At 36.2% G+C, this 12579-nt stretch carries 9 protein-coding genes and 1 pseudogene; 2 read left to right on the top strand and 8 right to left on the bottom strand.

Annotated elements, in window-relative coordinates; all coding sequences use genetic code 11:
- Positions 1–219: 219 nt before the first annotated feature.
- The 6 genes from ACZ2V4_RS11305 to ACZ2V4_RS11280 are packed head-to-tail and all read right to left on the bottom strand — an operon-like array spanning position 220 to position 5807.
- Positions 220–1128 (bottom strand): substrate-binding domain-containing protein, encoded by a 909-nt coding sequence (locus ACZ2V4_RS11305; RefSeq protein ID WP_490514908.1) that lies wholly within the window; start codon positions 1126–1128, stop codon positions 220–222.
- An 18-nt stretch (positions 1129–1146) separates the two neighbouring features.
- Positions 1147–2088, bottom strand: coding sequence for an ABC transporter permease (locus tag ACZ2V4_RS11300; protein WP_099483868.1), 942 nt, complete (start codon positions 2086–2088; stop codon positions 1147–1149).
- The gene (locus ACZ2V4_RS11295; protein ID WP_101141607.1) at positions 2081–3565 is read right to left on the bottom strand and encodes a sugar ABC transporter ATP-binding protein; all 1485 of its coding nucleotides are present in this window, start codon (positions 3563–3565) and stop codon (positions 2081–2083) included. The genes ACZ2V4_RS11300 and ACZ2V4_RS11295 overlap by 8 nt, the downstream gene beginning before the upstream one ends.
- Positions 3566–3579: 14 nt before the next feature.
- Positions 3580–3975: a D-ribose pyranase gene (rbsD, locus tag ACZ2V4_RS11290; protein WP_219493823.1), complete on the bottom strand. Its 396-nt coding sequence runs from the start codon at positions 3973–3975 to the stop codon at positions 3580–3582.
- Positions 3968–4837: a ribokinase gene (gene rbsK, locus ACZ2V4_RS11285; protein WP_101035402.1), complete on the bottom strand. Its 870-nt coding sequence runs from the start codon at positions 4835–4837 to the stop codon at positions 3968–3970. The genes rbsD and rbsK overlap by 8 nt, the downstream gene beginning before the upstream one ends.
- Position 4838: 1 nt before the next feature.
- A complete protein-coding gene (locus ACZ2V4_RS11280; protein ID WP_490514907.1) occupies positions 4839–5807 on the bottom strand; it encodes a LacI family DNA-binding transcriptional regulator in 969 nt (322 codons plus the stop codon).
- A gap of 260 nt (positions 5808–6067) precedes the next feature.
- Here ACZ2V4_RS11280 and ACZ2V4_RS11275 point away from each other — a divergent pair, with 260 nt between their 5' ends.
- The gene (locus tag ACZ2V4_RS11275; RefSeq protein ID WP_490514906.1) at positions 6068–7267 is read left to right on the top strand and encodes a PDDEXK-like family protein; all 1200 of its coding nucleotides are present in this window, start codon (positions 6068–6070) and stop codon (positions 7265–7267) included.
- A 100-nt stretch (positions 7268–7367) separates the two neighbouring features.
- Positions 7368–8278: pseudogene (locus ACZ2V4_RS11270) on the top strand (IS30 family transposase).
- 47 nt (positions 8279–8325) lie between these two features.
- Here the strand turns inward: ACZ2V4_RS11270 and ACZ2V4_RS11265 are convergent.
- Positions 8326–11355 (bottom strand): type I restriction endonuclease subunit R, encoded by a 3030-nt coding sequence (locus tag ACZ2V4_RS11265; RefSeq protein WP_490514905.1) that lies wholly within the window; start codon positions 11353–11355, stop codon positions 8326–8328.
- Between the two features lies 1 nt (position 11356).
- Positions 11357–12460 (bottom strand): restriction endonuclease subunit S, encoded by a 1104-nt coding sequence (locus ACZ2V4_RS11260; RefSeq protein WP_490514904.1) that lies wholly within the window; start codon positions 12458–12460, stop codon positions 11357–11359.
- Positions 12461–12579: the final 119 nt, after the last annotated feature.

Genomic DNA, 12579 nt, shown 5'->3' with positions numbered 1-12579 from the left:
AACATACTGAGTGAATCCCTAGGATTCTATATGAACTAGATTTGTCAGGGTGGCTAACTTGTAATTGCAATTTAGAAAATTTTATGTGATTAGAAATAGCGGATACATTTATAGAAAATGATTAATAACTCATAAAATATAAATTTTAAAATCTTAAATTATGTACCTTAATCATCAAAAAGACCTGCAAATTTATATTTTACAGGTCTTTTTCCTTCTTTATTGTTCCACAAGTTTCAGTGGTACTTTTACTTCTGATTTAATTTTCTTTCCATCTTTTAAATCTAATATTGCTTTAACTGCATCTTCACCCATCAGTGCGGGTTGTTGTGCAATGGTTGCATCTAGTTTTTTATTTTTGATAGATTTCATCGCATCGTCATTGCCATCGAAGCCAACGACGAGTATGTCTTTTGTACCAATTGCCTCAATCGCACCTAGTGCCATTTCATCATTATGGGCAAAGATCGCTTTAATGTCAGGGTGTGACTGGATCATATTTTGAGTGACATTCAAACCTTCTGCTCTATTGAATTTAGCTGTTTGTTTTGATGCTACTTCTAATTGTTTGTCAGCAACAATATGGAATCCCTTACCTCTTTCACGCGTTGCACTGGCACCAGGCACGCCTTCAAGTTCGCCGACACTTGCTTTTTCTCCTACTTGTTTAACGATGTATTCCCCTGCCATCTTACCACCTGCGACGTTATCAGATGCTATAAACTGCGTTACTTTTCCTTGTTCAACGGATCTGTCTAACGTAATTACAGGTATATCTTGTGTATTTGCATTTTGAACTGCTGAAGATATGGCTGCTGAGTCAGTTGGATTAATGATTAAATAGTCCACCTGCTGCTGAATCAAGTCATCGATATCGTTGGATTGTTTCGCTGAATCATCTTGTGCATCGACTACTTTAATTTTGAAGTTATTGTTCTTGGTTTCTTTTTGTATCGCTTCTTTAATGGAGACGAAGAACGGATTATTCAATGTTGATAAACTTACGCCAATCGTAATATCTTTGTTTGATTTATTTGCTTTATCTTCTTTTAGATATGCTGGTGGTTCTAGGCTGCATGCTGATAAAGTTAACAGAGCGATAAGTAATAATGGTAATATCCTTTTCATTGCTACACCTCTTTAGTTTTATTTTTTGCGATCGATCAATACGGCAATTAGAATTACGATACCTTTAATCACTTGCTGGTAGAAAGAAGAAACTCCTAATAAGTTTAAGCCGTTGTTCAGCACACCAATGATCAATACGCCGATTAATGTACCGAATATTCGACCCTTTCCTCCTGTTAGTGATGTACCGCCTAGCACCACTGCTGCAATGGCATCAAGTTCATATGATGTACCCGCTGTCGGTTGTGCAGAATTTAAACGTGATGTCAGTATGCCACCTGCCAGTGCTGCCATTAATCCTGAAATAGAGTAGATCAATATTTTGACTTTATCGACTTTAATACCGGAAATAAATGCTGCTTTCTCATTACCACCGATCGCGTATGTGTTTTTACCAAATACCGTTTTATGTAACAAGAAATATAGCACGCCAAATGCGAGTAACATTGTTACTGCAGGTACTGGGATCCCGAAGAAATACCCTTTACCGAATACCTGGAACCAGAAATTGTCTCCCAGATTTGTAATAGGGTTACCGTTCGTTACAACCAGTGTCAGTCCTCTGAAAATTGTCATCGTCGCTAACGTTGCAATGAATGGTGCCATCTTACCAAAAGTAACAAGTACACCATTGACGGCACCTAACAGTGTCCCGATCAATGCACCAAGACACAATGCTAACACTGGATCCACACCGCTTGTGATCAGTATTGCAGTCAGCGCACTGGATAGCGCAAGAATAGAACCGACGCTTAAATCAATCCCACCAGTTAAGATTACAAATGTCATCCCAAATGCAATTAATCCATTGATTGAAACTTGTCTTAATAAGTTTAAAATATTATTCGGTGCAATAAAGCCATTATTAAGTATTGTGATAATCACTACTAAAATAAGCAATCCTAATAATGGTCCTAAGCGTTCAATTAAACCCCTCTTTTGTAATGATTTACTATTCATTTAATTCGCCTCCTGTAGCGAGCGTCATTATTTTCTCTTGCGTGATGTTATCTCCAGTTAATTCTCCACGAATTACGCCTTCTTGCAGTACATATACGCGATCACTTAATCCGATGATCTCGGGCATTTCTGAAGATACCATGATGATTGATATGCCACGTTCAGTAAGCTCATTCATGAGATTATATATCTCACGTTTAGCCCCAACATCAATCCCGCGAGTAGGTTCATCTAATATTAATACTTTCGGTCCGTTACCCACCCATTTTGCAATCACGACTTTCTGCTGGTTCCCTCCTGAAAGCGAAGATACCGGTAATTCTTTGTTAGATTTTATGGACAATCTATCTTGCATTTGTTTGACAAATAATTCTAAAGGGTCATTTTTAATAACTCCAGATTGACTAAAGCTTCTAATGTTAGCCATGGTCATATTGTCTTTAATAGATGCATCGAGTACGAGGCCTTCATCTTTTCGGTCTTCCGTGATAAATGCAAGACCGTGTCTTATTGCGTCTCCCGGATTGTTGATGGAAACATTCTTCCCTAGTATCTTAACGGCTTTATCACCTTTATCGATGCCGAATAAGCTACGCATGATTTCTGTTCGCCCTGCCCCCATCAATCCACTGAAACCTAGTATTTCACCTTCCCTTAGATTGAATGAAATATTATCCATGCCAAATGCATCATTGGATAAATGATCGACTTCCAGTATCACTTCTCCTGGCTCCACTGTTCTGTCTGGGAACTGCTGATCCAGACTACGTCCCACCATCGCATGAACAAGTTCGTTATAACTCGTTGCATCCGTGCGTTTACGCATCACTGTTACACCATCACGCATGACGGTAATCTCATCTGATATCTTAAAGATCTCATCCATACGATGACTAATATAGACGAAGCTGACGCCTTCAGACTTTAATTTATCGATAAGGATGAATAATTTATCAATCTCTTTATCTGTAAGTGCTGCAGTAGGTTCATCCATAATGATGACCTTAGCATCAGTCATCAGTGCTTTTGAGATTTCAATCATCTGCTGCTCACCGATCGAACATTCACCTGCTAATTTATTGAGCGGCAAGCTGAAGTCAAGATGGTCAAATACTTGTAGTGCTTCTTGCTTCATTTTCTTTTCATCAATCTTGCCAAACTTATTTGTAATCTCTTTGCCGATAAATAAATTCTCAAGCACCGTCATCTCGGGCCATATATTAAGTTCCTGGTGAATAAACTGAATCCCTGCTGCTTCAGATTCTTTCGGCGACTTGTAATTCACTGTCGTGCCGTCTACAGTGACCTCTCCTTGATCTTTCGAATGAATACCGGATAAGATATTCATCAATGTTGATTTACCGGCACCATTCTCTCCCATCAAAGCATGTACGGTCTGATCATTGAGCACAAAATCTACACCTTGTAAGACTTTATTATCACCAAATGCTTTATGGATATTCGTCATTTTAATCATGAAAGCACCTCCTCTTAGAAATTAACACCACTTCTTAAAATAATATTTGCGTACGGCGTGGCTTCTCCTGTTCTTATGATGGCTTCCGAGTTTTCTGTCAGCGTCTTAAATTGTTCATGAGTCACAAAGTCATTCGGTATATCTTTCACTATACTGCCAACCTCTTTCAACACTGCTGGGTTGCTGTCCTTTATCTCCTCAGCTAAAGTGACGTGTTCAATGACCATGTGCCGTGCAACCTCGTCAACGACATCAATAAATGAAGGTAAGCCTTGTCTGACTGCGAGATCAATCTTCTGTACACCCTTTGGAACAGGCAACCCACAGTCAGCGATGACAATCGTATCTGTATGTCCTAAGTCACTTAACACTTTAGAGATCTCACTGTTTAACGTCCCTGTCTTATACATCTGTCATCACCGCTCTATAGGGCATACCGCCTTGTGCACCTAAGCCCGTTACAGAAATACTCGCCGCTTTATTTGCAAATAAGATCGCATCATCAAGTGCCATCCCTTCACTTAATGCCACTGCAAGTGCACCGTTAAAGGTATCACCGGCGCCTGTTGTATCCACTACGTCTGCTTTAATACCTGGCACATTGACAAGCTGACCATTATAAAATACGGCACCTTTGTCACCTAGTGTTACGATCATCTTGTTCGGATAATCTTGGATGACCTCTTCATAGTCTTCACCAAACAACTCTTTCACTTCCGTTTCATTAGGCGTGAAGTAAGTCACCTTCTTCAAATAATCCAGTTCGATTTCTATAAATGGTGCCGGATTATAGATTGTCGTTAACCCAAGTTCATTACACTTATCAATGGTGAACAATATGACGTCTTTAGGAATCTCATTTTGGAGTACCACTATCGCATCTTCTGCGGCCTCACTCAGAACTTGTGCGACTTGATGAGTTGTCACGGCAAAGTTTGCACCCGGCACGACGATAATCGAGTTATCATCTTCTGATAATGTAATATGTGCCGTCCCACTCGATACATGTGTAACCGATTCCACATTGGATACATCAACGCTATTCTCTCTAAAGTTTGCTAAGATTTGCTGCCCAAAGTCATCCGCTCCTACAGCACCGACCATCTTAACCTTACCACCTAGACGACTCGCACTTACCGCCTGGTTAGATCCCTTCCCGCCGGTTGTCATAAAGAATGATTCACCTAATATCGTTTCACCCTTCAGCGGTCGTCTGTCACTCTTAACCACTAAATCAATCGAAGCACTACCTATCACATAAATCTCACGCATTTTATTCACTCCTTGTACTTTTTCTTTCAACTATGCTTACATCTATCTTTATCTCTTTTTTTACTTGCTTACCATTCAGCAGATCAATCAACTGCTCACACGCAAGTCTTCCTAGTAAATATGAAGGTTGCCTTACCGTCGTTAGACTCGGGAAATACGATGCACTGATTTGTATGTCATCATAACCCACCACTTGAACATCACCCGGAACGTTGACACCATTATGCTGTAGCAGCCCCATGACTTGGATCGCGATTAAATCGTTATAGCAGATAATCCCGTCATACGCCTTATACCGTATCTGATCCAGCAACGCATGACCGACACCCTCACTATTCAACTCAAGGGTCTCAAAGACAGCACCACTCTCTTCAAGCGTGTGGATCGCACCCTCTAGACGATGCTTGAAAGAACTAAACTTCATATTACCATTGATCACTAAAATGTTTTTACAGCCATTATCCAGCAAACATTCCGCCTGTAACACGCCACCTTTATAATGATCCGCTTCAACAGAGTACTCTGTCTCACCGATACGGTCTAACATCACATGCAGCATCTTTGAAGATTGAATATACTGTAACGCATCCTCCCATACGAGCGCAGAAGAAATCAAACCGACACAGTTATGCAGCCGGAACGTATCAATATATTGACGCTCCTTATCCCGATTCTGATCACTGTTGCCGATAACAACATGAAACCCTCGCTCCAGCGCCGCATCCTCAACCCCACGCGCCACCACAGTGAAAAACGGATTGCTGATATCCGGCAACAATAAACCGATAATCTTCGATTGTTTCTTATACAGCGTACGTGCCGTTTCATTAGGCTTATACTTTAAAGACTCAATCGCTCTATTAATCTTCTTCAGGGTATCCTCGTGCACATACCCCGAGCTATTCATCGCTCTAGATACCGTAGCAACGGACACACCCGCTTCTTTCGCCACATCTTTTATCGTCGCCATCCTAACTCTCCTCACGTTGTGTAACCGATTACATAAAATATATCACGAAATGAAATCGATTACAATGATGTTTGTTTTTTGTTTGATACATGTAATATATTGATAGCGTTGAACGCTAATATGAAGAGAGAGAAACGCCATAATTGAAACCCAGAACCTTGTTTTGGGTTTCAATAGATATTATTTTCAAGTATTTTGAGGTACTATTATTTTAATGGTAATTATAATTCACTTTATCAAAAATAAAAGGATTGAATTTAATGATCGACAATAATCAAAGTAAATTAAATAAACTTGCAAACCTTCTGAAAGATCGTCAAGCTTTTGATTCTATTAATGAATACACGTCTAACTTCAATGTTTTCACTACTTTAGGAATTAAAAACAATGAACTTAAACATAGTAATATGTTAGCGTTCTTATTAAATCCAGATGAAAAACATGGATTAGATGACGAGCTAATCAAACACTTAATCAACTACTACATCGAGCAATTTCTACCGAATAAAGAGGTAATAAGTTTATTACTGAAAGATTTTAAGGATGCTTATATATTAAGAGAATATAAGCATATTGATTTATTAATTGTATCAGAAGCTTCAAAGATTATTATTGCTATAGAAAATAAAATATGGAGTTCTGAATCCAATGATCAACTTAATAGATACCAAGAAACTCTAAGAAACGACTTTCCTATAAATGAATACAGCCATTATTACTTTTTCCTATCTCCTTATGGCAGTGAAGCTACTAATAATGATTGGTATAACATAAGCTATAGTGAAATAATAAATTTTATAGAAAAGTCATTAATGACAAAAAAAGATAGTATAAATGATTTTATGGAAAGCTTTATTAATCAATATTTAGATTTATTAAGGAGGTACATCGTGGGAGATAAAGAATTAGAAAGCCTTTGCAGAGAAATATACAGTAAACATCGAGATGCCTTAGATTTAATTTTTGAATATAAACCTGATGTTTACTCAGATGTGTCAGATTATCTTCAAAATTTCATCTCAAATAATGAAGATTTATATTTAGATGGATCAGGGAAAAAATTTATAAGATTTCTACCTAAATCACTTAATACCGAAATAATTAAATGCGGTGAAGGTTGGACAGACTCAAAAAATATAATTCTATTTGAACTTGATAACTATAATAATAGATTAGCTATTTCATTAGTGCTTGGCCCTGGTGATGAACAGTTTAGAACGAGTATTTATGAATTCGCCAAACAATCAAAATATTTGAATCCTAAAAATGTTCTTTCAAATCAGTACAGTAAACTTACAAAGTTACATTATCTCATTACAAATTATGATAATGTTGAATTAGAAGTTTTACCTGAGAAATGTGTGCAAGCATTTATAAAATATTTAGAAAATGACATGAAATATATTGTTGCAGAATTAGAAATCTTTTTAAGAGAATATCAAAGTAAGTTTCCTAAATAACATGGTCGATTTTAAAATTAAACTAGACAACTAAAAAAGCCTTCTGTGCTAAACTCAATATGTGTTTCCGACCAAAGAAAACATAAGGAGTTAGTACAGAATGGCCTATAAACATCTTAACACGGATGAACTCACGTTCATAGAATCATATTATCATCAAAATCTTTCGGTAAAAGAAATCGCAAAGAGATTGAAACGATCAAGACAGACAATTTATAACGTAATAAATGCACTTAAGACAAGTATAACTGCACTGGAATATTGCCAAGAGTATAAGAAAAGAAAATCAGTCAGCTTATATTCGAAAGAAAGTAGCCGATGGCTGGACACCTGACACCATTATTGGCAGAGGTGAACACCCGATTGATTGTTCTGTAAAAACCCTTTATAGCATGTTTAAGTAAAACGTCTTTGCAGTACAATCTTTACCTATGAAAGGTAAAAGGAAGCCAAATGGTCATTGCGAAAAAAGAGGTAGACAGGCTTTCAAAAGACACATTTCTGAAAGAATAGAAGAGTTTCCTTTCTTCTTTCAAGAATTTGGTCATCTTGAAGGTGACACTATCGTTGGCCGTAATCATGGGAGTGCTGTCATAACCTTAGCAGAAAGAATCTCTAATATGATTATCACTATACGACCTCAAGGTCGCAAGGCAGATGATATTGAAGATGCTCTTCACTCTATGTTTTAAGCTTTACCTTCTCATATATTTAAATCGATTACTTTTGATTGTGGTAAGGAGTTCTCCAACTGGAAAACAATCTGTAACCGACACGATATCTCAATATTCTTTGCTGACCCCCGACACTCCATCGTATGATCATTCTAACGGGATACTTAGACGCAGTGGATTAGATAAAGAATTAGACTTCAATTCAGTCACTGATGATTATATCATTAGTGTTGCTCAAAATATTAATCATTGTCCTAGAAAATCGCCGGGCTATAAAACACCATTGGAAGTATTCATGAGTTTCATCGAAGATGAGAAATTGTCTAGCTTATTTTGACAAACGAAAAAGTTATAAAGCCTCACCCTTCATAACTTTTTTAAATTCTACCCTCTCATCTTCCTATACAACTCATCCGCAATTAATGTATACACTGTATTGTAGTATTCCTGATCGCCACCAACTAATTTTTCGAATGCTTGTTGATTACCGAGGTATTCCTGCATTACTTTTTTCATAAAGATGTCTTTAAATAAGCTATCAACGAACATCTCCTTACTGTTGTTCTTCGCCATATTAATCACTTTGGCGTCTGGATCTTTCTCAAATGCTTTATATAGGTTCTCAATTATTACTCTATCTGCTTCTGTAAAATCATCTGGAAATCTTTCATTTACTTTCTGAATTATTTCATCTAATTGCTCTTTTTCATCAGGTGGTTTAACTGCTGTGTTAATTTCTTCAGGATTATACAGTTCTCCTTCTTCTGCTACTAATGCGATATCGCCTTTGAAGTCTTTATGTAACTTATAGAACTCTAGTTTAACTTTATCCGCAATATCAACACGTTCACGCTTTTCTTTAGGAATGAACTTAATCAGATAGTTTGTATAGATGCTTTCTTCTAACAATTCCATATCAAATGTACGATCTAATTGTGAAATATAGTTGTACCATTTATTGAAATTACGAAGTGTTATTCTAAAGTCAGCCTGAACATCTGGTGCCATATCCATATATCTATCTAGAGCAGGCTTAAATGAACTTGAAATACGTCCTAGTAGTCGTTCATCTTGCTTCTTCTGCGCTTGTCTTATTAACTTAATTACATGAGCAACATCTTCATCATTATAGACATTGTACTTTCTCAATTTATTCTGGGTATCATAAATAAGATTGACGTTGATTTCATTCTTTAAATTCGTCTTTTCATAGAATGGTTGGAATGCTTCTGCAATGTCTTCTTCAGAATTCACAAAGTCCAGTACAAACGTATCCTTCTTTCCTGATGTTGTTCTATTCAATCGTGATAATGTTTGCACTGCTTTAACACCTTTTAATTTTTTATCTACAAACATTGTATGAAGTAAAGGTTCATCAAAACCTGTTTGATATTTCTCGGCTACTATTAGAATATTAAATTCTTCTCCATGGAACGTTTCTTTTAATTGATTCTCACTTACTCTTTCACCTGACTTAGTTCTATTCAAGCTTGGTTCTGTATAATCATTACCATCTTCATCTGTCACAGTTCCTGAGAATGCAACTAATGCCGCTACATCTTTATAGCCTTTCTCATTAATATACTTTCTGAATTCCTGCAAGTATCTAACAGCATGTAATCTTGATGGTGTAACGACCATCGCCTTTCCTCTACCATCAATTGAACGTCGTGTCACTTCTCTAAATTGTTCTATTATAACTTCTGTTTTCTGACGGAGCACCCAGGGATGAAAAGATTGATACTTAGCTATCGCTCTAACTGCTTCTGTCTTCGGTAGTTCTGGGTTATCATCAATTTCTTTCGCTATTCTATAAGAAGTGCTATATGTCATGTAGTTTTTAAGTACATCGAGTATAAACCCTTCTTCAATCGCTTGTCTCATACTATAAACATGGAAAGGTGACATCGTACCATCTGGATTCTTCTTACCGAACATTTCAATCGTCTTCTCTTTTGGTGTTGCAGTAAATGCAAAGAAACTTAAGTTTCTATGTCTCCCTTGAGTAAGCAAAGTTTCTACCAGATCGTCTTGCCCATCATTAGTCGTTGCTTCAATATCTTCTTCAATCTCTTTATATTCTTCAAGTGAAGCTTTCTTATCAGCTAAAGCAGCTTTGAGTTTCTGCGCACTATTTCCTGTCTGAGAAGAATGCGCTTCATCAACAATTACTGCAAAATTACGTCCACTCATCTCATCTACTTCTTTATAGATAACCGGAAACTTCTGCAATGTTGTAATAATAATTTTTCTACCATCATTTATCGCAGCCTTTAAATCTTGAGATGTCTTCTTATCTCCAATTGTCTCAACTTGCCCTGTCGTATGGTCGAAACTCATAATCGTATTCTGCAGTTGTCTATCTAAGACGGTTCTATCTGTAACAATAATAGTGGAAGTAAAAATAGGTTCGTCTTTACTGTTATGTACAGATGATAGATGGTATGCAAGCCAGGCAATACTGTTCGACTTACCAGAACCAGCACTATGTTGAATCAAGTAGTTCTTACCACTCCCTTCAGCCCTAACATCAGCAACTAATTTTTTTACGACATCAAGTTGATGATAACGCGGGAAGATCAATGTTCTTTTTGTAATCTCTTTATCTCCTTGTTTTTCTTTCTTAATCTCAAGATTCATAAATCTTTGAATAATATCCATTAAATTATCTCGTTTAAGAATATCTTCCCATAGATATGCCGTCGGGTATCCTTCTCTTGATGGATTGCCTTTACCACCAACATTCCCAGGACCATTTGACCCTTGATTAAATGGTAGGAAGAACGTCTTTTTACCACTTAGACGAGTCGTCATATAGGCTTCATAATGATCAACAGCAAAATATACAAGAAAACGAGTGTTAAATTTAAACACTAGTTCCTTAGGATCTCTATTCTGCTGAAACTGAACTTTTGCATGCTCCACACTTTGCCCTGTATACTGATTCTTCAATTCAAGTGCTACTAGAGGAATACCATTTATAATTAGAACCATATCTATCGAATTATTATTCTTCGCACTATACTTAAACTGACGCACAACATTGAAACGATTCATTTCATATAATTTCTGTGTTTCGTAATTCAAACTCGAAACAGGCTTAAAATAAATCACTCTAAAAGAAACGCCACGATCCTTAAAACCATGACGTAACACATAAAGCATCCCCTCAGCATTCACCACTTCATTAAAACGCTTATAAAACTTATCAGGGGCATCGCTTTTAAAAATATTCTCATAACGCTTCCAAGTTTTAGGCTGAGTTTCTTGAACAAAACGAATCAAAGTATTTAAATCAATACCTTTAGAAGCATCAAAATGAAGATGACTGAAAGTACAAGCATCCCAGTCACCATGCTCAACTAAAGAAGTCTCAATATCCTGTTCAAAACGGATTTCCTTACTCTCAATCATTTCATTTCTCCTCCTCTCCAACTTCTTTCTTGCCAGTAACATATTCGTAGATTAAAGATTTTTTGTAAGATTCGTATTCATCTATAATATTATGTTTCAATTCAATTAAAGCATCTATGTTATTCATTTTCCTATTAAGATATTTTACTATTTGTTTTTGTTCCTCAATTGATGGAACTGGCAAATATAAATTTAAGAATGTAGTTGATTGAAGCCTCCATCTCCCTAAATTTGAGACACCTTGCCCCATACCGTAAAAAATTTTATTTTTATAAAGCATTTGAAAAGTATATAAAAAGTATTCATTATAAGATTTACTATTATTGATAGTGCTAAATACTCTGTAATCTGGACTTGTAACACCAGTATAGACAGAATTATCTATCCACCCCGTAAGTAAATCCATATGATTCATAACAAAATCTGCAGGTTCGACTAACTGATATTTACTATAATCAGAAGACATTTGCCCTGCGTTTACGCTAGTATCTTTAATTTTCAATCCTTTTTGAGTAACTGATAAAACCTGATAATCGTTGTTACCTACAATTCTTTTTCTGATTTCAAAAAGTCTCTTTAACTTATTAACTTCCCAATCTTTCGGAATCTCACCTATCCACTCAATCCCACTATCTTTCATTTCAACATTCTTATCCAAACCTTTTGTCACCACTTCAGTAATCAGTGACTGTTTGTATTTCTTAAGTTCTTCGATGGATTGTTCGGTTTCTTTTATTATCTTGTTAATTTTTTTAGTCTTATTTGAAATCTCGCTTACTATCATTCCTTGATATCGAAGACTTGGTAAAGGAACTTTAGCTTGCTCCATTGCTCTCATGCCAACATTAACTTGTGTATTTTTTGTACCTAAATTAATCACTTGTTTTAAATAACCATCAGTTTGAAATACAAAATCTAAAAACTTATTATTAATAATTTTATTGGTCTTTATAACTGCTATAGGAGACCATACCATAAAATCTACTTTATCAATTATTGCAGTTTTACCTATTGAAGCAGATTTAGTAAATAAAATGTCTCCCTCCTGTAGGTTTGTTTTAATATTATAATTTTCAGCATCAACTTTCGATGGTAAGTTATACAATCAAGTTAGCCACCTAAGGTGGAAGATACATTAATGGTTTATAAAAAATACGCCATGACGAATTCATGTTAATATTGTAGTTCTCACACCGACAATAAAGGAATGAATTCGTATGACGC

This window comes from Macrococcus sp. CoH-51_TC_04 (genome assembly GCF_058188655.1).
Note: the sequence above shows the minus strand (reverse complement) of the source record. Positions and strands in the feature narration are given on the sequence as shown.

What these genes read in the sequence shown, in the direction of transcription:
- rbsK (WP_101035402.1), bottom strand. Translation starts at nt 4,837, where the DNA reads ATGCGTGAGATTTATGTGATAGGTAGTGCTTCGATTGATTTAGTGGTT.
- ACZ2V4_RS11265 (WP_490514905.1), bottom strand. Translation starts at nt 11,355, where the DNA reads ATGATTGAGAGTAAGGAAATCCGTTTTGAACAGGATATTGAGACTTCT.
- ACZ2V4_RS11305 (WP_490514908.1), bottom strand. Translation starts at nt 1,128, where the DNA reads ATGAAAAGGATATTACCATTATTACTTATCGCTCTGTTAACTTTATCA.
- rbsD (WP_219493823.1), bottom strand. Translation starts at nt 3,975, where the DNA reads ATGTATAAGACAGGGACGTTAAACAGTGAGATCTCTAAAGTGTTAAGT.
- ACZ2V4_RS11295 (WP_101141607.1), bottom strand. Translation starts at nt 3,565, where the DNA reads ATGATTAAAATGACGAATATCCATAAAGCATTTGGTGATAATAAAGTC.
- ACZ2V4_RS11280 (WP_490514907.1), bottom strand. Translation starts at nt 5,807, where the DNA reads ATGGCGACGATAAAAGATGTGGCGAAAGAAGCGGGTGTGTCCGTTGCT.
- ACZ2V4_RS11275 (WP_490514906.1), top strand. Translation starts at nt 6,068, where the DNA reads ATGATCGACAATAATCAAAGTAAATTAAATAAACTTGCAAACCTTCTG.
- ACZ2V4_RS11300 (WP_099483868.1), bottom strand. Translation starts at nt 2,088, where the DNA reads ATGAATAGTAAATCATTACAAAAGAGGGGTTTAATTGAACGCTTAGGA.